This is a genomic window from Alcanivorax jadensis T9, from assembly GCF_000756655.1.
Classification (GTDB): Bacteria; Pseudomonadota; Gammaproteobacteria; order Pseudomonadales; family Alcanivoracaceae; genus Alcanivorax; species Alcanivorax jadensis.
This window is the reverse complement of the sequence record NZ_ARXU01000015.1, coordinates 24,042-49,504: the sequence shown is the minus strand read 5'-3', so window position 1 is coordinate 49,504 and position 25,463 is coordinate 24,042. Positions and strand designations below refer to the sequence as shown.

Annotated in this window: 23 protein-coding genes; 11 read left to right on the top strand and 12 right to left on the bottom strand. The window is 59.4% G+C overall.

Annotated features, from left to right (window positions below; all coding sequences use genetic code 11):
- Positions 1-62: 62 nt before the first annotated feature.
- Positions 63-1,076, bottom strand: a complete 1,014-nt coding sequence (locus tag T9A_RS14990) for an AraC family transcriptional regulator (RefSeq protein ID WP_035250015.1) — start codon at positions 1,074-1,076, stop codon at positions 63-65.
- A gap of 122 nt (positions 1,077-1,198) precedes the next feature.
- Here T9A_RS14990 and T9A_RS14985 point away from each other — a divergent pair, with 122 nt between their 5' ends.
- Both T9A_RS14985 and T9A_RS14980 read left to right on the top strand, forming a co-directional pair.
- Positions 1,199-2,035, top strand: coding sequence for an SDR family oxidoreductase (locus T9A_RS14985; RefSeq protein ID WP_035250014.1), 837 nt, complete (start codon positions 1,199-1,201; stop codon positions 2,033-2,035).
- 167 nt (positions 2,036-2,202) lie between these two features.
- On the top strand, positions 2,203-2,391 hold the full coding sequence (locus tag T9A_RS14980) for a hypothetical protein (RefSeq protein ID WP_035250012.1): 189 nt from the start codon (positions 2,203-2,205) through the stop codon (positions 2,389-2,391).
- Between the two features lie 89 nt (positions 2,392-2,480).
- Here T9A_RS14980 and T9A_RS14975 read toward each other — a convergent pair whose 3' ends face one another.
- Entirely contained in the window at positions 2,481-2,861 is a 381-nt protein-coding gene (locus T9A_RS14975) for a hypothetical protein (RefSeq protein ID WP_035250009.1), read from the bottom strand.
- A 254-nt stretch (positions 2,862-3,115) separates the two neighbouring features.
- On the opposite strand from T9A_RS14975, the gene T9A_RS14970 reads away from it, so the two are divergent.
- A complete protein-coding gene (locus T9A_RS14970) occupies positions 3,116-3,544 on the top strand; it encodes a hypothetical protein (protein ID WP_035250007.1) in 429 nt (142 codons plus the stop codon).
- 217 nt (positions 3,545-3,761) lie between these two features.
- Positions 3,762-5,093: an ABC1 kinase family protein gene (locus T9A_RS14965; protein ID WP_035250006.1), complete on the top strand. Its 1,332-nt coding sequence runs from the start codon at positions 3,762-3,764 to the stop codon at positions 5,091-5,093.
- A gap of 21 nt (positions 5,094-5,114) precedes the next feature.
- Here the strand turns inward: T9A_RS14965 and T9A_RS14960 are convergent, their stop codons facing one another.
- Positions 5,115-5,666: a porin family protein gene (locus T9A_RS14960; RefSeq protein ID WP_035250003.1), complete on the bottom strand. Its 552-nt coding sequence runs from the start codon at positions 5,664-5,666 to the stop codon at positions 5,115-5,117.
- A gap of 132 nt (positions 5,667-5,798) precedes the next feature.
- Between T9A_RS14960 and T9A_RS14955 the strand changes: the two genes are divergently transcribed.
- The gene (locus T9A_RS14955; protein ID WP_035250001.1) at positions 5,799-8,219 is read left to right on the top strand and encodes a hybrid sensor histidine kinase/response regulator; all 2,421 of its coding nucleotides are present in this window, start codon (positions 5,799-5,801) and stop codon (positions 8,217-8,219) included.
- Between the two features lie 176 nt (positions 8,220-8,395).
- Here the strand turns inward: T9A_RS14955 and T9A_RS14950 are convergent, their stop codons facing one another.
- The 6 genes from T9A_RS14950 to T9A_RS14925 form a co-directional block, all read right to left on the bottom strand.
- Positions 8,396-9,745 carry a vWA domain-containing protein gene (locus T9A_RS14950; RefSeq protein WP_035249999.1) on the bottom strand — a complete coding sequence of 450 codons (1,350 nt, stop codon included), beginning with the start codon at positions 9,743-9,745 and terminating at the stop codon, positions 8,396-8,398.
- A 16-nt stretch (positions 9,746-9,761) separates the two neighbouring features.
- Positions 9,762-10,691 carry an AAA family ATPase gene (locus T9A_RS14945; protein WP_035249998.1) on the bottom strand — a complete coding sequence of 310 codons (930 nt, stop codon included), beginning with the start codon at positions 10,689-10,691 and terminating at the stop codon, positions 9,762-9,764.
- Between the two features lie 100 nt (positions 10,692-10,791).
- Entirely contained in the window at positions 10,792-11,154 is a 363-nt protein-coding gene (locus T9A_RS14940; protein ID WP_035249995.1) for a putative quinol monooxygenase, read from the bottom strand.
- 59 nt (positions 11,155-11,213) lie between these two features.
- Complete coding sequence (locus tag T9A_RS14935; RefSeq protein WP_035249992.1) at positions 11,214-11,897, bottom strand: nitroreductase; 684 nt, start codon at positions 11,895-11,897, stop codon at positions 11,214-11,216.
- A gap of 66 nt (positions 11,898-11,963) precedes the next feature.
- Positions 11,964-12,293, bottom strand: a complete 330-nt coding sequence (locus T9A_RS14930; RefSeq protein ID WP_035249990.1) for a hypothetical protein — start codon at positions 12,291-12,293, stop codon at positions 11,964-11,966.
- Between the two features lie 132 nt (positions 12,294-12,425).
- Entirely contained in the window at positions 12,426-13,058 is a 633-nt protein-coding gene (locus tag T9A_RS14925; protein ID WP_035249988.1) for a TetR family transcriptional regulator, read from the bottom strand.
- Positions 13,059-13,293: 235 nt separating this feature from the next.
- Between T9A_RS14925 and T9A_RS14920 the strand changes: the two genes are divergently transcribed.
- The 4 genes from T9A_RS14920 (at position 13,294) to T9A_RS14905 (ending at position 18,978) form a co-directional block, all read left to right on the top strand.
- Positions 13,294-15,300, top strand: a complete 2,007-nt coding sequence (locus T9A_RS14920) for an SDR family oxidoreductase (protein WP_035249986.1) — start codon at positions 13,294-13,296, stop codon at positions 15,298-15,300.
- Positions 15,301-15,518: 218 nt separating this feature from the next.
- Complete coding sequence (locus T9A_RS14915; protein ID WP_232222142.1) at positions 15,519-17,519, top strand: GMC family oxidoreductase; 2,001 nt, start codon at positions 15,519-15,521, stop codon at positions 17,517-17,519.
- Positions 17,516-17,977: a hypothetical protein gene (locus tag T9A_RS14910; protein ID WP_035249981.1), complete on the top strand. Its 462-nt coding sequence runs from the start codon at positions 17,516-17,518 to the stop codon at positions 17,975-17,977. The genes T9A_RS14915 and T9A_RS14910 overlap by 4 nt, the downstream gene beginning before the upstream one ends.
- 23 nt (positions 17,978-18,000) lie before the next feature.
- Positions 18,001-18,978 carry a tocopherol cyclase family protein gene (locus T9A_RS14905; RefSeq protein WP_052043068.1) on the top strand — a complete coding sequence of 326 codons (978 nt, stop codon included), beginning with the start codon at positions 18,001-18,003 and terminating at the stop codon, positions 18,976-18,978.
- A gap of 89 nt (positions 18,979-19,067) precedes the next feature.
- Here T9A_RS14905 and T9A_RS14900 read toward each other — a convergent pair whose 3' ends face one another.
- Together T9A_RS14900 and T9A_RS14895 are read right to left on the bottom strand one after the other, a co-directional pair.
- Positions 19,068-19,562 carry a pyrophosphohydrolase domain-containing protein gene (locus T9A_RS14900; protein ID WP_035249979.1) on the bottom strand — a complete coding sequence of 165 codons (495 nt, stop codon included), beginning with the start codon at positions 19,560-19,562 and terminating at the stop codon, positions 19,068-19,070.
- Complete coding sequence (locus T9A_RS14895) at positions 19,549-20,514, bottom strand: alpha/beta fold hydrolase (protein ID WP_035249977.1); 966 nt, start codon at positions 20,512-20,514, stop codon at positions 19,549-19,551. Before T9A_RS14895 ends, T9A_RS14900 begins: the two co-directional genes overlap by 14 nt.
- 276 nt (positions 20,515-20,790) lie before the next feature.
- On the opposite strand from T9A_RS14895, the gene T9A_RS14890 reads away from it, so the two are divergent.
- Complete coding sequence (locus tag T9A_RS14890) at positions 20,791-22,278, top strand: adenylate/guanylate cyclase domain-containing protein (protein WP_232222141.1); 1,488 nt, start codon at positions 20,791-20,793, stop codon at positions 22,276-22,278.
- On the top strand, positions 22,271-23,281 hold the full coding sequence (locus tag T9A_RS14885) for a hypothetical protein (RefSeq protein WP_232222139.1): 1,011 nt from the start codon (positions 22,271-22,273) through the stop codon (positions 23,279-23,281). Before T9A_RS14890 ends, T9A_RS14885 begins: the two co-directional genes overlap by 8 nt.
- Before the next feature lie 111 nt (positions 23,282-23,392).
- On the opposite strand, the gene gspD is transcribed toward T9A_RS14885, so the two are convergent.
- Positions 23,393-25,453: a type II secretion system secretin GspD gene (gene gspD / locus T9A_RS14880; protein ID WP_232222137.1), complete on the bottom strand. Its 2,061-nt coding sequence runs from the start codon at positions 25,451-25,453 to the stop codon at positions 23,393-23,395.
- Positions 25,454-25,463 lie beyond the last annotated feature (10 nt).

The following is a 25,463-nucleotide window of genomic DNA, read 5'->3' as shown; positions in this document are numbered from 1 at the left end:
TTGATGGGCAGCAACATGCGACACGCTTCACGCGACGCCCAGCGTGAAACGTGCCGCGTCTGTTATCGATAATCCGAAGGGCTGCGCAGGGTCCAGCGCCGGAACGCCCGGGCAAAATTGGAGGCATCGGAATAGCCCAGACTCATGGCGATCTCGTCCACGGTCTTGTCGGTCTGGGTCAGGTACTCCACCGCCAGCCCCTTGCGCAAACCGTCCAGCACCTCCTGATAACTGGTGCCCAATTGCTGCAGCTTGCGCTTGAGGGTCCGTGAAGACATATGCAGCTCACTGGCCACCTCTTCCACCCCGGGAAAGCGTCCACCACCGCCCAGAATGATACGCCGCACCTGGCCAAGCAGGGCTGGCGGCGCCTTGATGGAAGCCATCTCCTGTTCACACTGATCCGCGGCCATGCGCGCCAGCCGCGGGTCGGCAAACTGCAGCTCATAGTCCAGACGCTCCACCGGAAAGCGCATTTGATTGTAGGCACAATCGAAATACACCGGCACCGGCATCACCGGGCGCATGCGCGCAAAGTACTCCGGTTCCGGGTAGGTAAAACGCAGCTCACCAATAATCTCCATGTCCGGCAACAACTTCTGGCCCATGAAGTGAAAACTGGCGAACAGGCTTTCCATCATTACCGGCGCCAACCCACCCAGCGCCAGCAACTCATCGATCTGCATCACCGCCATGTCGCCATCGGTGAAAATATCCAGCTGTACCAGGGTGCTGCGGGTACGGAAGTATTTCACCGCCAGCTCCATGGCCTCGCCGAGGGTGGCACTGCTCATGGCGGCATAACCAAGAAACCCGTGGGAGGAGATCGTCATGGCAGCGCCTAACTCCCAGCCCAGCCAGGGTTCACCGCTAAGCTGGATACCGCGCATCACGACCCTTTCAAAATCCTGGGCGGTTACCCGCGCCTTGGGATCGCGCCAGCAACCGGGCTCAATGGCGGTGTCGGACAGCAATACCTCATTGGCAATGCCCCGTCTGGACATCACATCCAGAAAAAGGGCCAGGTATTCGGCGGAGACCGAGTACTCCGCAGGGTCCATTTTTAGTATTGTCATGGCTGTTTCCTGCTGATGCCGTCTATGGCCCCAAATGACCGAAAGAAGCAACCATAACGTTACGCCCTGCCGCTGACAAGTAACTCTCGTTCACTTGATGGCGCCAACCCCGGGAGAGCACCATGTCCACCGCCAACCTCAAAGGCAAAACCCTGTTTATCACCGGCGCCAGCCGTGGCATCGGCAAGGCGATTGCCTTGCGCGCGGCCCGTGACGGCGCCAACGTCGTCCTGTTTGCGAAAACTACAGAGCCCCACCCCAAACTACCGGGCACCATCTATACCGCGGCCGAGGAAATCCGCGAGGCGGGTGGCACAGCCCTGCCCTGCGTGGGGGATATTCGCTACGAGGAACAGCTGCAGGCCGCCGTGGACCAGGCCGTAGACACCTTTGGCGGCATCGACATTCTGGTCAACAATGCCAGTGCCATCTCCCTGACCGGCACCGAAGCCACCACCATGAAGTCCTACGACCTGATGCATCAGATCAACAGTCGCGGCACTTTCATGGCCAGCAAGCTGTGCCTGCCCCATCTGAAGAAAGCCGCCAACCCGCACATCCTCAACCTGGCCCCGCCATTGAACATGGCGCCCCACTGGTTTGGCCGCCACGTGGCCTACACCATGGCCAAGTACGGCATGAGCCTGTGTGTACTGGGGATGGCCGACGAATACGCCGGCAAGGTAGCGGTAAATGCCCTGTGGCCGAAAACCGTCATCAATACCGCTGCAGTACAGAACCAGCTGGGCGGCGCGCCCACCGTAAAGGCTGCTCGCCAGCCATCGATCATGGCCGATGCGGCCTGGGCCATCCTCACCAGACCGGTAGCCGACGCTAGCGGGCACTTCTTTATTGATGAGGACGTACTTCGCGATAGCGGCATCAGCGATCTCAGCGGCTATCGGGTGGACCCGGATCTGGACGATGACAAGCTATTGCCGGATTTCTTTCTGGATTGACAGGAAAGGAGGGTTACCAAAATTGTCACTTGCTGCCGGGTTCCGCCCATTTCGCCGTGACTTTTTTCACATTGCCACCGTAACCCTTTGAGCAAAAACAATAAAAATATTTTCACAATGCTGGCACGGTTCTCGCTTTGCTAACCCCAAGCGAGAGAGAACATGCCATGAGCAAGATTCTGAGATTACGAAAACTGCGCCCGACAACGGCACTGGAAAACCTGAACCGGCTCACCGGTCTGGATTTTCAGAGCTTGCCGGAGTCCCTGGTGAACCGTGATGGCACGGCGTCCACGGAACAGGACGACCTGGAGGGCAGGCTGGATTTTCCGCAGCGCGTCAGCCGGCAGGGCTGACGCGTTTATTTTTTGGCCACAGCCAACACAGCACAAGGCCGCCACGGCCATCGGCCCGGAGCAGCCAACTTATCCATCTTCCTGTCTGATCAGTAGTTGGAAATCAGCTTATCGGACGATTTCAGTGCGGCGCCACGACGCTGCATGAACAGCTCTTCCACCACATGGGTCATGGCTGGCTCGCTGAGCCGCAGGGAGATCTGCACCTGCTCCACATCCGCGGTTAGCTTCAGACGAATACTCCCGGACAACAGGGCACTACCCTCGCCCCCAACGTCAGCAGTATCCACCAGCACCGCCCGGTCGGCCTTGCTGTCCATATAACGCACTACCAACTGCACCTTGCCTGCGGCCCCGGCAATACGGACCCAGGAGGCCACGTTGAATTCCGCTTCCCACTGGCGGGCACGAGCCGGTCGACCATCAGCCCAGATCCGCGAGGGCACTTTGGCGATGAATTTTTCTATCATTATGTTCTCTCTTGCCGGTACAGCCTTTTTAGCCAGTGTACGCATGAGAATAAAGCACGACCATGCGAGGTTTGGCGTACTGACATTGATGGATATCACATCCTGAAGATTCCCTTCCTTTCCGCACATGTCCAATTGTTGGACAGTTAGCGGGCCTCTCTCCCCTATGAATCCTTACTCTTTGTCCCACGCAGCGCACTTAATCGCTGCAACAAATTCTTTTTTACACCGGACAACGTAAAGGAATCATGATCATGGGCGAGCTGAAAGATCTGCGCGAACAAAGCGAAACTCTGGTAAACCGTGCCAAAGAACTGGGCAACAAACTGTATCTGGCCGGCCTGGGTGCTTACGAGAAGGCTGAAGAAGGCTCTGAAGAGCTGCTGAACAAGTATGTTGAAGCCGGCACCGAAGCTTTTGGTGAAGACGCCGAAGACAAGCCCAAGGCCCTGCTGGCCAGCCGTGGCGCCCTGCTGGCTGCCCGTCAGCTGCTGGACACCGCTCCGGAAAAGCGTCAGGCCCTGTACGAGAAACTGGTAGAAGCCGGCAAGAAAGAGCGTGGCGAGAAAGCTGAAGAAACCAACGAATTCGTGCTGGCCGGCCTGGGCGCCGTAGCCTCCGCACGTGAAGAAGGCGAGAAACTGTTCAACGAACTGGTTTCTGCCGGGGAAAAACGTAGCTGATTCTGTTTCCCTGATTCTGTTGTACTCTCCTTTGGGGCCTGATTTGGGCCCCTTTCTTTTGCCTGCTATTTAGCGAAAAACCACCCCTCCCCCTCCTCTTTATGGCTTCATCCCACCATGTACACCCTGCCGGACAAGCGCTAGAGTCTGATGGCACCTGCTGACTCGGTCACAACGTGCCGAGAATGACTATCCCACAGCGTTACCCGAGGACTCCATGGCTGACGACCGTCGTCGCAAGCGCCCCACCACTGCCACCGGCCGCCTGTTCCGGCTGACCGGCATGACCACCTCCATTGCCACCCGCGTCGCCGGCCATCAGGTCAAAGGGCTGTTCCAGTCCGACATTGCCAAGGCCGCAGACCGGGAAAAACTGCTTCAGCATATCGGTCGGGAGGTGGCTGCCACCCTCGGGGAGATGAAAGGGGCGGTGATGAAGGTGGGGCAGATCGCCTCGCAGATGCAGGACATTCTGCCCAAGGAAATCAGCGATCAGCTCAAGGTATTGCAGAACGCCTCGGCGCCCATGCCCTTCCATGTGATTCGCCACCAACTGGAACGGGAGCTTGGCGGCACCCTGGATCAGCTGTTTGCCGATTTTGAGGAAACGCCGTTTGCCGCCGCCTCAATCGGCCAGGTACACCGCGCCACGACCCATGATGGCGACAACGTGGTCGTCAAGGTTCAGTACCCGGCAGTGAAGGAATCCATTGATTCCGACATGAAACATCTGCGTCGCATCCTGCGCCTGGGCAGCCTGCTCAAGGTTGACGAAGCCGCCCTCGATGCGGTGTTCCGGGAAATCCGCAACCAGCTCCACGAAGAGCTGGACTACCGACAGGAAGCGGGCAATCTGAAACACTTCCGGGATTTCCATCATGACCAGCCCTGGCTGGTGATCCCACAGGTGTTCGATGAGTTATCCAGCGAAAAGGTACTGACCCTTAGCCAGGAAACCGGCATTGCGCTGGACCAGGTAGATGACGATCACGGCTTTGATCAGGCTACCCGCAACCTGCTTGGCGAGCGACTTTTCGACGCCCTGGGCCAGCAGATTTTCCAGTTACGGGCAGTCCACTGTGATCCGCACCCGGGCAACTTTGCCTTTCGCCCGGATGGCACCATCGTGATTTACGATTTCGGTGCGGTAAAACGGTTGCCTCCCCAGGATGCAGACTTGCTGCGAAATATAGTACATAGCGCGTTGAACCAGCAGTGGGAACATCTGGATACCCTGCTGATGCAACTGGGCGCTCGCAAAAAAGACACCCAGGTCAACGGCCAGTTCTATGCCACCTGGATTGCCTTGTTGCTACGCGCCTTCGATGACAAGCCCTACGATTTTGGCCGCTCGGAACTGCACACCGACATCCTCCGCCAGGTAAAACGTACTCCCCTGGAACAGATGTTGAAGTTTCAGCCATCCTCGCGCAGCCTGCTGATTGAACGAGTGGTCAGCGGCCACTACTGGACGATGATGAAACTGGGCGTCAATACCGCGTTCCGGCCCAACCTGGAAAGGGCATTGGAAGTGACGCCGGATAACTGACATCCGGCGCCCGGCTCCGCCTTAAAATGCGGAACGCAGCCCAACGCTGACACCGGAAATTTCTTCCTCATCGGTATCCACATAACGCATGTATTCCAGATTGGCACCCAGAGTATCGGTCAGGTTGAAATCCAGCCCGGCACCCCAGGATTCATCCTCGAAGGTCTCCGTGTCACTGAAAGAATAGTTCACTCCCGCCACGGAGCCGCTGGCGGAGACCTCTCCCTTCACCTTGCTGTAGCCACCGATCACATAGGGGCGCAGGGTTTCGCCCACCGGCGCACCGAGTTTCACGTAGCCGCCGTAAAGATGATCCATCTCGAAGTCGACAATGCCACGGGAATCCTTGTCAAACCCCATGCCACCCCGCGCCTCTAGTGCCAGGAAGTCGGTAAACTCGAAACCGGCACGAATCGTGGCCGCATCAATTTTTAGGGTATCGCTGTCTATTTCCTCGTTGTCATACTGAATCTGGCTGTAGTTACCACCAACGTAGGGGCCAGCCGCAAACGCACCCGAGGCAGCGATCAGGGAACAAGACGCCACCAGAACATTACGCATCATCACTTTCATGAATCTCTCCTTTTGCGTGTAATCACTAGTTTCGAGACGCTGTCCGACGCACAGTTCCTGGTAATCCGGTAAACTCTGTAAAATGTGTCGAAAGCATGCCGCATCCAGATAACAGCGATAACAGGATCGGGAATGACAAAGGGAACCGTCTTCGCAGGGCGACTGGCCGCGTTTATCTGCGCACTTTTTCTATCTTTGCACAGCCACGCCCTTACCCTGGCGGATGACCGCGATAGCTACCAAGCCGCGGCCGGCATGCAATGGCTAGCAGATCAAAATCATGCCCTAAGCCCGACCCTGGCATTGCAGGCCTTGCTCGCCGGCCAGGGGCAGCAGCTGGACACGCCATATCCCTCACTGGGTTTTCGCGACGGGTTCCTGTGGTTCCTGATCTCTGTGGAAAACAACAGCACGCTGCCCTACTGGTTTTTGCGTGTGGGCCGCCCCCATCTTGATTACCTGGACATCTACGTCTTTGACAAGGACGGCAACCAAATCAAGCACACCCGTATGGGTGACCGGGTTCCCTTCCATAGTCGAGAACTGTCCCACTACCACCTGGTGACACCGCTGACACTGGCCACAGACAGCAAGCACCACCTGCTGCTTCGCGCTCAGGGCAATAACGTCATCGAGCTGCCGGCCACCCTGATGACGCCGGCAGCCTTCAACGCGCATGGCAACCGGCTTTCGCTTTTCTACGGCCTCTATTTTGGCGCCATCGTCGCCATGTGCCTGTTCAATCTGCTGATCTTCCTGTCCATCCGCGACCCCAGTTATCTGCTTTATGTGCTTTATCTCGGCACCTTCGGCCTCAACCTGTTTACCCGGGAAGGATTGAGCTACCAATGGCTATGGCCCGACGCCACCCTCTGGAACCATTACTCCCTGCCGGTGCTGAACCTGATGACACTGGCGTTTTCCATGCTGTTTGCCGGCCAGTTTCTGGAGCTAAAGAAACGGGCGCCGCGCATTCACCGCCTGTTGCTGGTCACCGCCATTGCACTACTGGTCACTACGCCGCTGACGCTTCTCAACTTTCATTTTTCCATTCAAGCCACCACCGCAGTGGTCATGCCTTGGCCTTTTGTGGCCATCGCCCTGTCCCTGTGGCTGATATTCAAGGGCTATAGCCCGGCACGCTATTTCCTGCTCGCCTTTACCGCCGTGGCCACCGCCACGGTGCTTTACGTACTGAAAACCTTTCAGCTGATGGAAGGGGGCTGGCTGCTGGAGAATGCCATGCAGATTGGCACCTTCACTGAAGCCGTACTGCTGTCCTTCGCGCTGGCCCACAGGATGACGGTATTGAAGAGTGAGAATGCCCGCATTCAGCGCGAAGCCAACGAGGTATTGGAACAACGGGTGGATGAACGTACCCGGGAACTGAACAGCGCACTGAGTGCGCGCAGCGAATTCCTGGCGGTAATGAGCCACGAGATTCGCACCCCGCTGAACGGCATTATCGGCACCGTGGATATGCTCAAGGGCACACCCCTGGATGGGGATCAGCAGCACAATCTGAATGTGATCGAGCAATCCGGTAACAGCCTGCTCAACCTGATCAACGACATCCTCGATTATTCCCGCATCGAAGCGGGCAAGATGCCCATAGAGCAGACCAGCTTCAGCCTGGAGGATCTGGTCAGCGAATCCCTGGCCCTGTTTCAGCACAAGGCCCATGTGCATTCCAATACCCTGCAGACCGAGCTTGATCACAACCTGGGGGAGCGCTGCCTGGGCGACCCGGTTCGACTGCGGCAGATTCTGGTCAACCTGATCGGCAATGCGGTGAAATTCACCAGTAACGGCGTTATCACGGTCATGGCAGAACGGGATGAACAAAACCCGGACTATGTCTACTTCGAAGTCTCGGATTCCGGCATCGGTATTGCCCCGGAGCAACTCAAGCACCTGTTTGATCATTTCCATCAGGGCGACAGCTCCACCAGCCGACGCTACGGTGGCACAGGCCTGGGGCTGGCGATTTGCCGACAACTGGTGGAAATCATGGGCGGCGAAATCGGCGTCTTCAGCCGGCAGAATGAAGGCTCACGGTTCTGGTTCCGCCTGCCTCTGCCCGGCACCCATAACGATACTGGCTACCTGCCGCAAAGCGAGGACAGCGACTTGCCCAGCCTCTCCGGCGGCCGACTGCTGATCGTGGATGACAACCATATCAACCTGATGGTGGCCGAAGGGCTGTGCCAGAAACTGGGCTATGAAACGGAAGTGGCGGAAAGCGGCATGGAGGCCATTGCCGTGTTGATGTCTACTCAGCAGTCGTTTGATCTGATTCTGATGGACTGCGAAATGCCGGACATGGATGGTTTCGAAACCTCACGCTCGATTATCAAACTGCAACAGGAAGGTCGCCTGCCCTGGATTCCGATTGTGGCCCTGACCGCCCACGCGGTGCCGGACAAGATCCACGCCTGCCACGACGCCGGCATGGTGGCCCACCTGGCCAAGCCCATCAACAAGGCACGCCTGCTGGCCACCCTGAAACAGGTGCTGCGTGATCCGGGCAAGGTCTCACGGGATCGCGCCTGAGGCGCGCTCTACAACACCTTTTTCTCACCACAGAGGGCACAGAGTTCTCTGAGTAAAGACAAACCTGCATGCAGGTGTAGGTTGCAATGAGTAATACATACGAATTACTCCACCGCACCAGCAGCGTAAATGGGTTTAGCTCAGTGAACTCTGTGCCCTCTGTGGTAAAAACACGCTTAGTCCAACGCCCCCAGCAAACTATCCACCACCCGCTCCAGGTCATTGAGGGTGGCACACTGCCGGGCCAGGCGGCAGTGAGGCAAGTAGCGATCCATCACCGCATCACCACTGTTCCAGCGCCCCCGGGATTCCGGGTTCAGCCACCAGACCTGTTTGACCCGGCGGCTGATGGCCTGCAGCGTTTCCGCCCCATCGGGCAGGTAATTGTTACGGGCATCGCCAAGAATTATTACCGTGGTGTGAGCATCCAGCTCCCTTTCACAACGGGCCTGAAAGGCCCGGAACATCTCCGCATAATCAGTGCCGCTACCCGACAGACGATCCAGCACCTGCCCCACTGCCACCTCGGGGGAATAACGGGAAAAATCATCGGTGATTTCATCAAAGCGCGAGGCAAAGGCAAAGCTGCGCACCCGTGGCAATACGTCGTTCATGGCGTAGAGAAACTGCAGTAGAAAGCGAGCGGCATCGCTGACCGAACTGGACACATCACAGATCACCATCACCCGCGTCTTGCGGGGCGGCCGACGGCGCCAAAACAACTTCGCCGGCACCCCGTCATGGCGGATGCTCGCCACCATGGTACGACGGGCATCCAGCATTCCCCTCCGGCTGGTTTTCATGCGTCGCTGATGCAGGCTGGCCAGTCGCCGAGCCATCTTGCGCACCAGGGCCTGGACGTCACGAAACTCGCGCAGATCACGAAATGGCACCGCCCGCAGGGTCTGCTCACGCAGGGCCCGGCCCTTGCCGGCACCGTGCAACAGAAACTGGCGCCGCACCTGACCAGCCGCCTGCTCACGGACCCGGGCTCGCCACTGCCGCAACTGTTCCGCCCGGGCCTGCTGACTCGGGTTGCCCTGATCCAGTTGCAACACCCGGTCGTCCACGGCCCCCATGCCCATGTTCATCAACAAACGGCGGGAATAAAGGCCCTGCTGGGTAATCACTTCCATCTGCGTGAAATCCATCTCGGCAGCAGCTTCCGCCATCCGTTGCTGCAACTGCTCCGGGGTGCTGGCCAGCAGGGCTTCTGCCTGTTGTTCCTCAGGGGTCTGTGCTGAAGCCGGGTCAGCTGCGGGTGCCGGCATAGCCGGTTCCATGTCCCCGGACGGGTCGACACGGGAGTCCTCGGCCTCGAAGAAACGGGCAAAGGTTTCTTCAAAGGGTGGCCTGTCCTGTTGCTGCTTGACCAGGGTAACGGCCAGCGCATCGTGAAAGCGTTGCCGCCGGGCATAGCCCACCAGGGCCGCCGCATCCATGGCCTGGCCGGCTTCATCCGGAGAAATCCGCAATCCGGCCCCACGCAGGGCCTGGACAAATTCGGATAAGCGACGAGTTGGCATCAGCGGTTCCGGCCCCCTAGCGCTTACCGAGCTTGCGCAACCAGGCCGGCAACAACTCCCGGGCCAACGTCACATCCTGCTCGGTCTTCAGCACCAGATTGAGAGTGTCAGCCACCTGGGCATGCTCCAGGCTGTCCGCGTGCAGCAGGACCAGCGCCCGGGCCCAATCCAGGGTTTCAGAAATGGCCGGCAGTTTTTTCATGTCCTGTTCGCGCAGATGCTGGATAAACGCCACCAGCTGTTCCCGCAGGCGAGCATCCAGATCCGGCACCCGGGTGGCCACGATCTGCGCTTCCAGTTCCGCCGCCGGGTAGGGAATATAGAGATGCAAGCAACGACGCTTGAGCGCATCGGACAGCTCCCGCTGATCGTTACTGGTGAGCAGCACCAGCGGCTGGTGCTTGGCTTTCACGGTCCCCAGTTCGGGGATGGAAATCTGGAAATCGGACAGTAGCTCCAGCAGGAAGGCTTCGAACTCCTGGTCCGCCTTGTCGATTTCGTCGATCAGCAGCACCGCCGGCTCATCACTGCGCAGGGCATGCAACAGGGGGCGCGGCTCCAGAAAGGTATCGCTGTAGAACGCTTCGCCCAGATCCCCAAGCCGCTCCATGCTGGCTTCCAGACTGTCAGTGTCGGCCAACATGCCGCCCAGCTTGTCCCGCAACAACTGGGTGTAGAGCAATTGCTTGCCGTATTTCCATTCGTACAGGGCCCGGCTTTCGTCCAGCCCTTCGTAACACTGCAAACGGATCAGCGGCGCTTCCAGAAACGCCGCCGCGGCTTTGGCCAGTTCAGTTTTTCCTACCCCGGGAGGGCCTTCCACCAGCACCGGCTTGTGCAATTGCGCGGCAAGATAGATCGCCAGGGCAATCTGTTCACTACAGATATAGCCCTGCCCGGCAAAACTGCGGGTAATCTCTTCGACGGAATCAATACGGGTTTTCATGGAGGCTCCTGCAACAGAACTCAGAGGGTAGCGCAGGAAACCCGGGGCGGGAATGACATCTGCACGCATGCTGCATGCGGCAGGTTTTACCTGGGGTGCCTCAGTGCAGGGTAATATTGCCCGCCAGCACCAGCGGAGCGATCTCGGCCACTTCTTCCACGATAGGCTCGCCGTCCAGGCTGTTCACATCAAAGCGGGCGGACGTTACATCGCCATCAATCATGTCCGGGATCGCATCCAGAAAGGCATCCACATGCTCGGAACCAAAATGGATTTCCAGCGCATCCAGATCGGTCCACTGCTGCCAGACCACGATCACCCGCGGCTCATCCGCCTGCAGGTATACCTCGTAAGCCAGACAGCCGTGTTCACCCCGGGAGGATTTCGCCAACGCCTGCACCAGCTCCAGCGCCTCTGGTTGCTGGTCCTGTTTCACGGGGAAAGAGCCTTTGACGATGATCATGAGGGTCCATTGCGCTGGTAAAACGACCATTGTACCACAAACCCGCCCCTGCTGTCCGCTCAGGTGCCGCCGCAGAAGCGTACCGAGTCGCCCAGCGGCACTCGCCCCACTCGAGTGCGATTGGCCGCCACATCGACGTTTTCGTAGCCGAAACTGATGCCCAGCACGATGGCAGTGCTGTCCGGAATTCCCAGCAGTTCACGCACATCGTCCGGATAGTAGCGCATGCTGCCCTGGGCACAGGCACCCACTCCATGAGCGGTCATGGCCAGCAGCAGGGACTGCACGTACATGCCCACGTCCAGTGCCACGGTAACGCCGAAATCCCGCTCCATGCCGATAAACGCCACATGGGGGGCATCGAACAGTTCGAAGTTACGCAGCTCCGCGCGGCGACGACCTTCCCGGTCTTCCCGGGCTATCCCCATGCTGCCGTAGAGCGCCATGGCGCAATCCACCTGCCGCTCCCGGTATAGACCCTGGAAACGAGGCAGGCTCTCATAGTCCGGCGCAAAGGGAATGCCCCGACTGACCTTGTCCACCAGACGCTCGCGTAAAACGTTGCGGGTTTCACCGCTGGCCACCCATACCTGCCAGGGCTGGATATTGCAGTTTGACGGGGCGTGCTGTGCCAGCGAAAAAATCGCCTCCAGCTCTGAATGCGAAACCGGCTTGTCGAGAAAACCGCGCACGGAACGGCGTTCGGTAAGCGCATGGGAAAGGGTCATGGAATCGGCGTTCATGGGTAACTCCTCTGAATTACCCGCCAGTCTAACCAGACATGAAAAGGGCGACGATGACAGAAACGCTCAGGCCGCCTCGCCGGAAGCCTCGCGCATGGCCTGACAGATCTGGTCAATCACCGGAGCTGCAAGCTCCATGCGACCATCGCAGCCAGCCACACCAAGACGCAGCGCACAAGCCGGGCAGAGCACATTGAACACCAGCTCGTCCCCTTTGCTGCGCGCTGGTAGTACCGCCCATTTGTCCTGGCGCGCCTGCTGCCCAATACGATGGTAGTAATCCAGATTAATGTCACCACCGGGCTCGAAATCAAAGGTGGTCGGACAGCGGCTGCAATTGAGCCACATGTCGTACAGGGCTGCCGCGTCGTAGGGATCCCTGGGATCAAATGACATCGCCACCTCCTGTGGCAATAGAGCAAATGTAAGTGAGTAGTTTTATGCATTTTTTGTCAAAAACCCACGAATCACGTCACATTTGCCTGTTTTTTACACTCCTCAAAGAGCCGGTAAGGCAGCACCGGAGGGTTAAAGACGGGTGCCCTGAGCCATCATTCGCCCCCCCAGGGCCATCATTTCCAACTGCAGGCAGGCATGGTCCGCCAGCACCCTGCGCGCGGTTACCGTGTTGTCGAGCATGGAAATGCCCGCGCCGAACATGATGGCAATGGCGGCTTCCGCCTCCTGCTCCGCCGGCACAGGCTCACGTCCCTGGGCAGCCACCGCCTGGCGCACGTCCTCGGCCAGCTCGTCCACCAGTAACTGCAGTTCCCGCTGGATACGCATCCGGTAGCGGTCATGGCTGCCCAGCCGCTGCTGCACCAGCAGGCGGAAGTCGTTTTCATAGTCGTTCAGGTAGCGCACAAAGCGCCCGACCAGCTCTTTCACCGCCCGGGCCGGGCCGATTTCGATCATGCTACGCCGCTCGTATTCCATGGCCGAACGCAACCGGAAACAGCAGGAGTCGATCAGTGCCAACCCCAGTGCATCCATGTCCGGAAAATGATTGTAGAGAGAGGTGGCGGCAAGCCCGGACTCCCGGGCCACTTCCCGCAGGCCCAGGCTATCCAGGCCCCGGCCGCCAGCCATCAGGGTACGGGCGGCTTCCAGAATGCGCTCCCGGGTTTGTCGTTTCTGGCGCTGTCGCGTGGTTTCAGCCATAACATTATCACTAACGAGTGTTAGTTAAATATTCCCATGAATACCAGTCATCGCGCAACTACATGCTGGTTACATAATAATCTTTGACAAACAAGTGTTAGCTGAAAGAGAATTCGCCTTACAGTTGTAAGGCAAGAAATTTGGCTCTTACCGATCTCACGGCGCATCATCAACTAGCGCTACAACACAGACTGCCCGCTTACAGCGGGCAGCAGGGAAGCAAAAGGGGAAAGCAATGAACTACTTCGTCACCGGTGCCACCGGCTTTATTGGTCGTTTTCTGGTTGGTCGTCTGCTCAAGCGTGAGGACAGCCGGGTATTTGCCCTGGTTCGCTCCGGCTCGGAATACAAGCTGGACGCCCTGCGCCGTCGCCTGGGTGTGGATGCCGACCGTCTGGTGGCCATCCAGGGTGATATCAACGAAAAATTGTTGGGTGTCAGCAAGCGGGATCAGGATGACCTGAACGGTCAGGTGGATCACTTTTTTCATCTGGCCGCCATCTATGACCTGACCGCAGACGAAAACACCCAGCGCTACACCAACATCGAAGGCACCCGACAAACGCTGAAGTTGGCGGAAAAACTGCAAGCTGGCTGTTTCCATCATGTCTCCTCCATTGCCGCCGCAGGTCTTTATAACGGCACCTTTACCGAGGACATGTTCGAAGAAGCAACGGGCCTTAACGACCCCTACCTGCTCACCAAGCACGAGTCCGAAGCGCTGGTGCGTCAGGAGAGCAAACTGCCGTGGCGCATCTACCGTCCCTCCATGGTGGTCGGCCATTCCGAGACCGGCGAAATGGACAAGGTCGACGGCCCCTACTACATGTTCAAACTGATCCAGAAGCTCAAGGATGTACTGCCCAACTGGATGCCATTAATCGGCGTGGAAGGCGGTCACTTCAATGTGGTGCCAGTGGACTTCGTCGCTGACGCCCTGGACCACATTGCCCACCAGCCTGACCACGATGGCCAGTGTTTCCATCTCACCGCCGATCGCAGTTACAACCTGGGCGAGCTGATGGACATCATTGCCGGTGCCGCTCAAGCCCCCCGCTGGCCAGTGAAACTGGATAACAGCCTGTTCAATGTGGTCCCCGGCTTCGTCAAGAAGGGCGTCAGCGCCATGACCCCCAAGCTGGTGGTCAACACAGTGCTGGAGAACCTGGATATTCCCCCGTCTGCGCTGCAGTTTCTTACCTTCCCCACCGAGTACGACAACCGTCGGGCCCGGGAGGCTCTGGCCGACAGCAACATCCAGGTACCGGACCTGGAAGGCTATATCCAGCAGCTGTGGGATTTCTGGGAAAACCATCTGGACCCGGATCGCGGCGACCGCAAGGATGAATTGCAGCCCCTGCCCACCCTGCCGGAGCGAGTGGAAGGCAAGGTAGTGATGGTTACCGGCGCCACCTCCGGCATCGGCAAGGCCACCGCACTGAAGCTGGCCCGTGCCGGCGCCACCGTGCTGGTGATTGCCCGTACTGCCGAAAAACTGGAAGAGACCCTGCACGAAATCGACCAGCTGGGCGGCACGGCCCAGGCCTACAGCTGCGACGTGTCAGATCTGAGCAGCGTGGATGATCTGATCCAGCAAGTGACTGCAGACCATGGCCATGTGGATGTGCTGGTCAACAATGCCGGTCGCTCCATCCGTCGTTCCGTGGTGCATTCCTTTGAACGCTTCCACGATTACGAACGTACCATGCAGCTCAATTACTTCGGTGCACTGAGACTGATCATGCAGCTGATGCCGGGCATGATTGAGCGTGGTGGCGGCCACGTGATCAACATTTCCAGCATCGGCGTACTGACCAATGCGCCGCGTTTCTCCGCCTATGTGGCGTCGAAAGCGGCATTGGATGCATTCACCCGTTGCGCCTCCAGCGAACTGGCCCATGAGGGCATTCGCTTTACCACCATCAACATGCCGTTGGTACGCACCCCGATGATCGCACCCACCAAGATCTATAATCATGTGCCTACCATCAGCCCGGCCCAGGCAGCGGATATGATCTGCGATGCCATCGTGCGCCAGCCCAAGCGCATCGCCACCAACCTTGGCGTGATGGGTCAGGTGATGCACTTCCTGACGCCCAAGGTCACCGAGACCATCATGAATACCGGCTACAAGCTGTTCTCGGATTCCTCCGCGGCCCTGGGCGACAAGGAAAGCTCACCGAAGAAAATTCGCCGCGAACAGGCAGCCTTTTCACGCCTCTTCAAAGGAATCCACTGGTAACAGGCAGGAGACACTACACAGAGCACGCACCTCACCAGTTGCATGAATGCGTGCCGTAAATAAAGAAAAGCCCCGGAGACCGGGGCCAAAGAGTTTCCGGAGACAACCGGAAGCATACGCAGCGGGATCATATCCCGCTGCTATCCTCTCTCCTTGCCCCTTTCCTCGCCTTGATCGACATCAAGGTTTTTGCCCGTAGCCACAATCTGCAGCTGTCAGTGAAGACAAGCACGCATTCCCAAGCTGACTACACTGAAGCCATGGGACAACTCACGCTTCGCCATCACCCCACCGCCATCGCCCTGTGCCGCGCGCTTTTTCCCGCAGGGGAAACACTACCGGCAGCGGATACCGATGCCCTGCTCGGCAAGATGGATGCGCAACTGGCCGGCCACCCGGCCCTGCAGCGCAGCCTGAAAGCCGGTTTACTGTGGCTGAATAACCGCCATCGACTGGTACGAGGCCAGGCCTTCCATCGAGCCAGCGCGGCCCGCCAGGCCCGCTTTCTCGACAAACTGGCCGCTACGACGGTGTCCGGCAAACTGCTGCGCCTGCTGGCCCTGCCCTTCAAGGCCGCCTATGTACTGGATGATCGGGTAGAGCAAGCCACCGGCTGCCGGGAACCAGTGCAACTGCCCGCCCAGACCGAAACCTTTCGCTGGCAACAGCAGATCACCGCCGCCCGGGACTGCGAGGAGGACCTGACCCTGGAAGCGGATGTGGTGATTCTGGGCAGCGGCGCCGGTGGCGCCGCAGCGGCCTACGAGCTGGCCTGCCGCGGCCTGGCAGTGGTGATTATCGAGGAAGGCCAGTATTACGACCGCAGCCACTTCACAGGCAAACTCACCGAGGTGATCCCCAAGCTCTACCGCAGCTGGGGCGCCACCGTGGCCACCGGCAACGCCATCATCCCGGTACCGGTGGGCTGCAATGTGGGCGGCACCACCACCATCAATTCCGGCACCTGCATGCGCACCCCACCATCGGTGCTGGCCCGCTGGCGGGAGCAGGGGCTGCATGATTTCACCGAACAGAGCCTGGCACCCTGGTTCGAGGGCGTGGAGCGCATGCTCTGTGTGCAACAGGCAACGGCAGAGACCGTCGGCCCTATTGGCGACATCATCGACCAGGGCGCCGCCGCCAACGGTTTTTTGCAACGCCAGCCACTGATGCGCAATGCCCAGGGCTGTGACGGGCAGGGGCTGTGCCAGTTCGGCTGCCCCACGGATGCCAAGCAATCCACCAACGTGAGCTACATTCCCCGGGCTCTGGAACGGGGCGCCTTCCTGTTCAGTGGTTTCCGGGCCGAACGACTGCATCGCCAAGGCAGCCGCATTACCGGCGTCACCGCCCGCGGCACCAATGCCGCCGGGCACCCGGTAACCCTGCGACTCACCAGCCAGCGCACCATTGTTGCCATGGGCAGCCTGTTCACCCCCCTGTTCCTGCAACAGCAAGGCGTGCGCAATCGCCATCTGGGTCGCCATCTGACCCTGCATCCGGCGGGGGTGGTCAATGCCCTTTTTCCGCAACAGGACCTGGCCAACGGTCGCAGCATTCCCCAGGGCTACGGCGTATCGGACTGGGAAGAACAGGGCCTGATGTTCGAAGGCGGCACTATCCCCCTGGCCGGGCACAGCCTTCTCAACCCCCTGTTCGGGCGCGACTGGGTGCGCTTTACCGAAGACTATCCGCACACCGCCTACTTCGGCTTCATGATCCGCGATACCAGCGAAGGACGGGTGCGCCGGGGCCCCCATCGGGGCCTGCCGCTAATCCGCTATCATATGAACCGGCAGGACTTTACGCTGTTCAAACGCGGCATCCATGCCCTGGCATGCTGGTATCTGGATGCCGGTGCCGAGCAGGTGTTAATCCCCGGCCTTAACCGCATCGTGCGCATTCACAACCGCGCCGAGCTGACGCGCTTTCTGCGCTCCCCCCTGAAACCCACGGATTTTCTGATCAGCGCCTATCACCCTCTGGGCACTGCCCGCATTGCCGCCTCTCCCCGACAGGGGGTCTGCGACAGCAATCACCAGGTATTCGATAACCCGGGCCTGTATGTGATGGATGGCGCCAGCGTGCCCACCAGCCTGGGCGCCAACCCCCAGGTCACCATCATGGCCATGGCCAGCCGGGCCGCCGACATCCTTGCCCGGGAACTGCTCGACGATATGGATTCCACCCACACACCACCACAAGGAGAATGCGCATGACTTTGGGCCTGTTACTCAAGGAACGCATGAGCGGCTGGCTGCAACTGGACAGTCAGGGCCACCAACAACCCTTCGCCTTCCAGATTCGCGCCTTTACCACCCGCATCTTCAGCGTCAGCGCCCCGCGTTACTTTCGCGGCACTGTCAACCTGGACGGCGAGGACTTCGCCTGCGAAGGGGAACTGACCATTCATCTGAACGGCCCCCATTACTGGCTCACCTTCAACCACCCGGAGCAGGGCATGCTTCGCGTGGAAGGCAAGAAGCAATATGGTCGCAACGGCCTGCTCGCCTCGCTGATCACCTGCCCGATGACGGTCTACCGGAACCAGCAGGCCATCGGCCAGGCGGAAGTGGCCTACCGGGAAAGCATGCTGGCCTTCCCGTTCACCGCCCTGCGCCTGGTGGACGAACAACAGGCTTACCAGCAAGATCATAGCGTCAGCTCGCCCCGCTAATCGGCCAGACCCAGGAGCCACGCATGATTCCCTACTACGGCCTGCAGGCACCCGCCAAAGGCGGCCACTACGAATCCTGGTTTGTGCGCGCCAACCACCCGCATAAACCCCAGGCCATCTGGATTCGCTATACCCTGTTCCGCGCCCGGGACCGGCGCCCTGCCCTCGGCGAAGTGTGGGCGGTATGGAGTGATGGTGCCCGGCAATGCACCCACGCGTTCAAGGAAGAGCTCCCCCTGGAAAGCTGCCGTTTCAGCACCTCACAGATGCAGGTGGACGCCGACGATAACCATCTGCAGCCAGGTGCCCTGCAGGGGCAACTGCGCCGGGACAGCGAACAACTGAGCTGGGATCTGCACTACGATGACGGGGAATCCCCACTGCTGTTTCTGCCTGAGAGCTTCTACCTGCGCCCCCTGCCCAAGGCCAAATCCCTGGTCAGCCGTCCCCATATCCGCCTCAGTGGCACCCTGACGCTGAATGGGGAAACCATCGTGCTGGACCAATGGCCAGGGAGCGAAAACCATAACTGGGGAAGCCAGCATACCGACCGCTATGCCTGGGGCCAGGTGGTGGGCTTCGACAATGCGCCGGACGCCTTTCTCGAATGCGCCACCGCCCAGGTGAAGGTGGGGCCGCTGTACAGCCCACAACTGTCCATTGCGGCCCTGCGACTGGACGGGGAAACCCTGCTGTTCAACAGCCTGTCCCGTGCCCTGCGCGCTAACGCGGACTACCGCCCTTTCCAGTGGGCCCTGCAGACCGGTAACGGCGATGCTCGCTTAAGCATCAACATGACCACGGTGGCAGACAGGGTAGCTGCCCTGACCTATTACAACCCGCCCGGCGGCAACAAGATCTGTCTGAACAGCAAACTGGCCAGCGTCACCGTTAGCCTGTCCCGGCGCGGGCAACCGGAACGGATGCTGCACAGCGCCCATGGCGGGGCGTTTGAAATTCTGACGGACCGATTGCCTGCGGGGATGGCTCTGCAGATCTAGTCTGAGCCGTTCGCTGCTGAAAACGCTCCAACGACTCGCCGGAAAGTGGCTGGCAACGCAAACCCACAGGGCAAAACGAGCCTCACTCATTATTCCGGGTCATTACCGCTCTGACGGGCCAGCACCGGAGCCAACGCCGGCGGCGAGTAGGCTGGCCCCTTGAGGACCTTGCCACGAGCATCCTTCACCGGTTTGCCGTCAGCGCCCAGCTTGCTCATATTGCTGCGATGCACTTCCTCGCAGGTGGCATTCAGGTCTATGCCAAAGGTATGCCCGGCACCATAGGTCACATAATTGATATCGGTCAGCGCATCGGCCACCTCTACCATATCCACGCGAAATGACTTGAGCGAAGCCAGTTGTTCCCTGGCCGTCGCCAGAGTATCCAGAAAGGTCTGTTGATCCGCATCGGGCTGCTGGCAGGTAGCTTCGGCCAGTTCATGAAACTCTTCTAGCAGCAGGGCCAGACGCAAACGAATGGTGGCATCGTCCGGCACCACCGGCTGCGGTTCCACCGGCAGGGAAAAAGCGCGATGAAATTCGGCCACCCGGTGAAAATTGCTGGGTTGCTCAGCCTTTGCCATCCACTCCCTCCAGGAATGCGATCATTTCACGGTTAACCTCGGCGGCCTGCTCCATCTGGATCCAGTGCCCACACTGGTCCAGCATCACCGTGCGCAGATCCGGAATATAGTCGGGCATCCGCTGCAGGGCTTTTTGACCAAACACGATCACCGGGTCCTGCATGCCACCGATAAACAGCGTGGGCATGGGAAGCTGCCAGTTATCGTCGTCACGGCTTTCTTCCCAGGACGCATCCATGGCCCGATACCAATTGATCGGCCCGGTAAAGCCGCTGTGCTGGAAACGTTCCACGTAATAGGCCAGATCCTCTTCACGCATCCAGCGCGGCTGCTCGGCAGGGGTAGACATGGATTGCAGGAAACCAGTGTCATCCGGGTGTGCCCGGAAATCAGCGATGCCATCCGCTGACAGGCTGTGGAAGATCTTGCGCAGACTGATGGGTACATCCGCTTCCAGCTCCTGCTCCGGCAATTGCGGCTGCTGGAAGTAGAGCATGTAGAAGAAGCGGTCCTCGAACAGCCGCTGCATGGACACGGTGGGGGCCTCCGGGGCCGGCCCGCCATAGGGGACCGACATGCCCACCACCGCACGAATCATTTCTGGATAGCGGCGCGCCACCTGCCAGGTCAGCGCACACCCCCAGTCGTGGCCAATCAGGATGGCCGACTCATGGCCGAGCGCCCTGATCAGGGCGACCACGTCCTCCGCCAGCACGCTTTGCCGGTAGGCATCCACCTCCGCCGGGCCACCGGTATAACCATAACCGCGCAGATCCGGCGCCACCGCGTGGTAACCGGACTGGGCCAGTACCGGCAACTGGTAGCGCCAGGAGGCCCAACATTCCGGAAAGCCATGCAGACACAACACCAGAGGGTTTCCCGGTTCCCCGGCCTCCGCCACGAAAAAATCCAGACCATTGGCAGCCAGCTGCCGCTCACGCATAAATGCCATACTCACTCTTCCCGATTCCGATTCAGCCGGTCTCCGTAGACAACTACTTACCCGACACGACGAAAGTGCTATTGTTAGCATATTCGTCTGCTCATTGTTGTGATGTCGGCGCAGGTGTAAAACCAACAAGAACTCTGCGCCGTATCGGCGGTCCTAGCCGAGGCAGCGCCACTCCGGGCCCACCAAGATTGCCCGGATTGACCTGTGAATCTGACAGCATGACCCGCCGCTGACAAGCGCGCAAAGTGACCGTTACGACTCAAACAGGGAAGCATCGTGACCGAGCCGCAAGGACAAGCCCGCCCCACGAAGCCCAGCCGCATTGGCGAGTGGCTGGCTCCCTATGTGCCGGAATACTTCCCGGTGGCCTGGAAGCTGGGCTTGTCTATTTCCCTGCTGATTCTGTGCGGCATGACCATTCTCGGTTCCCTGCTGCTCAACAATCAACTGGACCGCATGCGCGATCAGGCAGACACCTTCGGTGAAGCCATTGCCCTGCAACTGGCCAATACCGTGCGCGAACCCCTGCTGGCCGATGACACCTTCCTGCTCAAGGTCCAGCTCAATAACCTGACCCGCAGCGACAGCGTGCACGGCGCTGCCTTATTCGACCGCAGTGGCAACCTGGTCGACAAGGCCGGCATATTACCTCTGGCCGCCAACCCGCTTCAGGAACAGATCAAGCACTGGGAGCTGCAGGGTGAACCCATCACCACTTACTACGCTGCCGTGGATGTGAGCGACACCGTCGCCGGTTACACCGCCATTTCCCTGTCCGACCGTCCGATCATGGCCGCCCGGGAGTCAGTACAGGGCACCATGATTAATGCCACGCTGATCATGAGCGTGATCGCCATCATCGCCTCTTTCCTGATCAGCCGGCGGCTGGCCCGTCCTATTCACGATCTACTGGCGGCCACCAGCGCCATGCGTCGTGGCGATCTGAATTACCGGATCCAGGATCGCCGCAATGACGAAATCGGCGGCCTCATCGAGGCCTACAACACCATGGCCCACGGCATGCTGGAAAAAGATCAGGTGGAGCAGGTACTGAAGCGTTTTGTCAGCCCGTCTGTGGCACACAACATGATGGCAGACCTGGACCAGGTGCAGCTGGGTGGCCGCGATGTCCATGCCACCGTGGTGTTTGCCGATATTGTCGGCTTCACCCGGCTGTCAGAGACCCTGCCCCCGGATGCCATTGCCGACATACTCAATGTCTATTTCGATGCCATCACCACCGCCACCACCTTCTACCGTGGCACCATCGACAAGTACATGGGCGACTGCGCCATGATTGTCTTCGGAGTGCCCGAGAAGGATGACGAGCACCTGTTCCATGGGCTGTGCTGCGCGGTCATGATCCAGCGAATGGTAGAACGACTGAACGAGCAGCGTCGCGCCCAGGGCCATACCACGGTGGAATTCCGTATCGGTATCAATTCCGGAGCCATGCTGGCCGGCAACCTGGGCTCCCGTGAGCGCATGCAGTACACCGTGGTCGGAGATACCGTCAACCTGGCCTCGCGCCTGTCCAACATGGCCGGCGGCAATGAGATCATTGCTGCCTCGCCACTGCTGGCCAACCCCAACATCGCGTCACGGGTACGCGCCACCGAATACGGCGCCATGCGCATCCGCGGCAAGGCCGAACCGGTGGGCACGTTCCGCATTGATGGCGTGCACGCCCTGTCAGAAACCCTGATGGAACAGCGCATCGCCCAGTTCCTGGCAAAACTGAATACGGAGTCGCAACGTGCGTAAGGCCAGCCTGGTAATGGCAGCCCTGCTCGGCGGCTGCGCCACCCTCGGCGACCCGGAACGGCGGGTCAGCGAGGCCCTGGCGGAAGATAATTACGCCAGCGCAGCGGCCATCATTGAAGATACACACCCGGATCACGACCAGTATGCCCTGCTGCAAGAGCAGTACCCGGGCATCATTCTGGCCAGCGACCAGTACCGTCAGCGCCTGATTCTTGAAGCCGAGGCGATGAGCCGTAAACAGCGCTGGCAACAGGCCCATACCCTTATTGAGGCCCATCGCGACAAGGTAGTGGACCCCTCTGCCCTGGACGAACTGCTTACTGCCCTGACCAGCCTGGAAGAATATCAGTTCAACCAACTACTGGCTGAACGGCGCCGGGCCCAGGCTCTGGCCCTACAGGAAAGTACCGGCCTGACAGACAAATTAAGCGGCTTTCACCTGCCCCGCGCCAAACAGGAACGACAACAACTGGCGAACGAGCGCTTTGTGGTGGTTGAGGATCTGACCCGGCTGGGGGAGTACTTTGCCCAGCGTCAGCAATGGCTGCTAGCGCGCGACCTGCTGAGTGCAGCTCACCGACTGGCACCGGATCAGCCTCCGTCTGCGCAACTGGCCAAAGCACAACAGATTCTCAATGACGCCAGCCAGCGGGCCCGGGCCCGGCACAATCGCGGCCTGCTCACAGAAGCGGAACAACTGATGGCTCGTTACCAGCGAAATGGTCAGCTGGAATCCTTGCTGGCCGCCCGCCACTTCCTCAAACAGCATCAGAACAATCCGGTTCTGGTTGACCATCGAGAGCGCCTGGAGCAATGGGCGCGACGCCGTTTTAGCGAAGAGATGAATACTGGCGAGGCCCTGTACGCCCGCGGCCAATACCGCGAAGCCTATCGGATCTGGAAGCAGGTAGCCCCCCTCTACCCGGACAATGAAGAGCTGAACAAGAAGCTGGAGCGCAGCCGGCGGGTGCTGGCTAACTTACGCAACCTGCAAGACGACTAGGCAGCCCCCCGAAACATGGCGCCGCGCAAACGACTGGCTGTCGATAAACAGTCATAAAAAAAACGCGCCATGACAGGCGCGTTTTTTTATGACTTGTTAGCGGTGAGGGAATTATTCCTCCTCGCTGTCAGCATCCTCAACCTCAACGTTCTTCGGGGAATCGTTTTGCTCGGCTTCATAGGCATCACGGTATTCCACTGATGCGCTACTGCGGCCCTGGAATACTTTCTCAAGACTCACCGGCAGCGGGTTGCGCACTACCTGCTCCAGCTCCCCCTTTCGATTCAGCTCGAACTGCAAGGCAGTAATACCCATATATTTCTGCCGGGTCATGCTCAGCAGCCGTTCGTTATCCGGCAGGATAGTGGGCCGCAGAAAGACCATCAGGTTACTCTTCTCTCGCGAGTTACTGGTCGAGCGGAACAGGATACCCAGCAGCGGGATGTCACCCAGGATCGGCACTTTACGTACCGTCTTGGTGATGTTGTCGCGAATCAGGCCGCCCAGGGCAATGGTCTCGCCATCGTCCGCCAGCACCGTACTTTCCAGCTTGCGAGTGGTGGTAACGATGTCCGCGGCTTCACCGACAGAATCCTTCACCTGGGAATTTTCCTGCTCCAATTCCAGGCGGATGGTGGAGAGCCCTGCCACATGGGGAGTCACCTTAAGACTCAGGCCCACATCTTCACGCTGAATGGTCTGGAACGGATTGGACACGCCGGAGCCGGTACTGGTACTGGTGCCGGTAATGAAGGGCACGTTCTCCCCCACCACGATGGAGGCTTCCTGGTTATCCAGAGTAAGAATGCTGGGGGTGGAAAGCAGATTTACGTCGGTGGACGTGGACAGTGCCTGGATCAGCGCCCCCCACTTCAGATCCCCGTTGGAGTCCTGCTCCCCGAAACCCATGGTAATGCCGTCGCCCAGGGCCAGGCCTGACGGATCATCGGTAGCCAAGGCCTGAACGATGGAGTTAATGGTAAGCCCCGCGTTACCGAAGTTGATGGCGCCGACGCCGCTTTCGTCACTGCCGCCCACATACTGAAAGCCCAGTGCCTTGCCGGTATCACCGGACACTTCCACGATGGCAGCCTCGATAAGAATCTGCGCCCGGCGCACATCCAGCTGGCTGATCACCGACATAATTTCCTTCATCATCGCCGGCTCTGCGCGGATCACCAAGGCGTTGAGAGACTTGTCGGCCTGGATGGAAACCTTGTCACCGGTAATGGATGCCGCTGCGGTCTTGCCATCTGCACCCGGCTTGGCCGCCGAGGCGCCCTCGGCAAAATTCTTCAGCAGCTCGGCCAGCGCTTCCGCGTCACCATGACTGAGGCGCACCACCTGCACGCCGCCTGTGGCACTGGCAGGGGTGTCCAGGTTGCCAATCATCTGTGCCATGCGCTGGCGGGTAATCCGGTCACCCTTGATGATCAGCCGGTTGGTGCGTTCATCCGCTACCACCGTCACACCCCCGTCCTTGGTCTTGCCGCGACGGCCGCCGGTCTGCGGCGTCAGGCTTTCCAGCATTTTCACCATGTCGCCGGCAAAGGCATGCTCCAGCTTGATCACCTGCACGTCCTCAGACTCGGCATTGTCCAGACTGGCAATGATCGCTTCCATACGGCGAATATTGTCCATGTGATCACTGATGATCAGGGCATTGGCCGAGCCCACGGCGGCCAGGTGGCCGTACTGGGGCACCAGCGGACGCAGTACCGGTACCAGCTCTTCCACTGGCGAGTTTTCCACCGGAATCACCCGGGTCACCAACGCTTCGCCTCCAGATTCATTCTTGCCTACCAGCGGCAGGTTGCTTTGCTTGGCGGTGGTGTTGGGAACGATCTTGATAATGTCACCGGACGGCACCGCCGCGTAGCCATGCACCTGTAACACGGAAAGGAACAGCTCGTAGACCTCTGCGGCAGACAGCGCCTTGGTGGACACGACGGTAACGTCCCGGGCACGAACGCGGGGGTCGACCACGAAGTTCTTGCCGGTCATGTCGGCAATCTGGCTAATAAACGCCTGGATATCCGCATTGCGGATATTCACCGTCCAGCTCTTGCCGTCTTCACTGGCCGCAACCTGGGCATGGGCGGAAAAAGCCATTACCGACAACAGCACCACAATCAGTGTTCGACGTGCCGAGGCTTTGAAAAAGGACATCATAAAACCACTC

Bases quoted from the DNA above. Each gene is read 5' to 3' on its own strand.
- T9A_RS14990 (WP_035250015.1), bottom strand. From the start codon at position 1,076: ATGACAATACTAAAAATGGACCCTGCGGAGTACTCGGTCTCCGCCGAA.
- T9A_RS14985 (WP_035250014.1), top strand. From the start codon at position 1,199: ATGTCCACCGCCAACCTCAAAGGCAAAACCCTGTTTATCACCGGCGCC.
- T9A_RS14980 (WP_035250012.1), top strand. From the start codon at position 2,203: ATGAGCAAGATTCTGAGATTACGAAAACTGCGCCCGACAACGGCACTG.
- T9A_RS14975 (WP_035250009.1), bottom strand. From the start codon at position 2,861: ATGATAGAAAAATTCATCGCCAAAGTGCCCTCGCGGATCTGGGCTGAT.
- T9A_RS14970 (WP_035250007.1), top strand. From the start codon at position 3,116: ATGGGCGAGCTGAAAGATCTGCGCGAACAAAGCGAAACTCTGGTAAAC.
- T9A_RS14965 (WP_035250006.1), top strand. From the start codon at position 3,762: ATGGCTGACGACCGTCGTCGCAAGCGCCCCACCACTGCCACCGGCCGC.
- T9A_RS14960 (WP_035250003.1), bottom strand. From the start codon at position 5,666: ATGAAAGTGATGATGCGTAATGTTCTGGTGGCGTCTTGTTCCCTGATC.
- T9A_RS14955 (WP_035250001.1), top strand. From the start codon at position 5,799: ATGACAAAGGGAACCGTCTTCGCAGGGCGACTGGCCGCGTTTATCTGC.
- T9A_RS14950 (WP_035249999.1), bottom strand. From the start codon at position 9,745: ATGCCAACTCGTCGCTTATCCGAATTTGTCCAGGCCCTGCGTGGGGCC.
- T9A_RS14945 (WP_035249998.1), bottom strand. From the start codon at position 10,691: ATGAAAACCCGTATTGATTCCGTCGAAGAGATTACCCGCAGTTTTGCC.
- T9A_RS14940 (WP_035249995.1), bottom strand. From the start codon at position 11,154: ATGATCATCGTCAAAGGCTCTTTCCCCGTGAAACAGGACCAGCAACCA.
- T9A_RS14935 (WP_035249992.1), bottom strand. From the start codon at position 11,897: ATGAACGCCGATTCCATGACCCTTTCCCATGCGCTTACCGAACGCCGT.
- T9A_RS14930 (WP_035249990.1), bottom strand. From the start codon at position 12,293: ATGTCATTTGATCCCAGGGATCCCTACGACGCGGCAGCCCTGTACGAC.
- T9A_RS14925 (WP_035249988.1), bottom strand. From the start codon at position 13,058: ATGGCTGAAACCACGCGACAGCGCCAGAAACGACAAACCCGGGAGCGC.
- T9A_RS14920 (WP_035249986.1), top strand. From the start codon at position 13,294: ATGAACTACTTCGTCACCGGTGCCACCGGCTTTATTGGTCGTTTTCTG.
- T9A_RS14910 (WP_035249981.1), top strand. From the start codon at position 17,516: ATGACTTTGGGCCTGTTACTCAAGGAACGCATGAGCGGCTGGCTGCAA.
- T9A_RS14905 (WP_052043068.1), top strand. From the start codon at position 18,001: ATGATTCCCTACTACGGCCTGCAGGCACCCGCCAAAGGCGGCCACTAC.
- T9A_RS14900 (WP_035249979.1), bottom strand. From the start codon at position 19,562: ATGGCAAAGGCTGAGCAACCCAGCAATTTTCACCGGGTGGCCGAATTT.
- T9A_RS14895 (WP_035249977.1), bottom strand. From the start codon at position 20,514: ATGGCATTTATGCGTGAGCGGCAGCTGGCTGCCAATGGTCTGGATTTT.
- gspD (WP_232222137.1), bottom strand. From the start codon at position 25,453: ATGATGTCCTTTTTCAAAGCCTCGGCACGTCGAACACTGATTGTGGTG.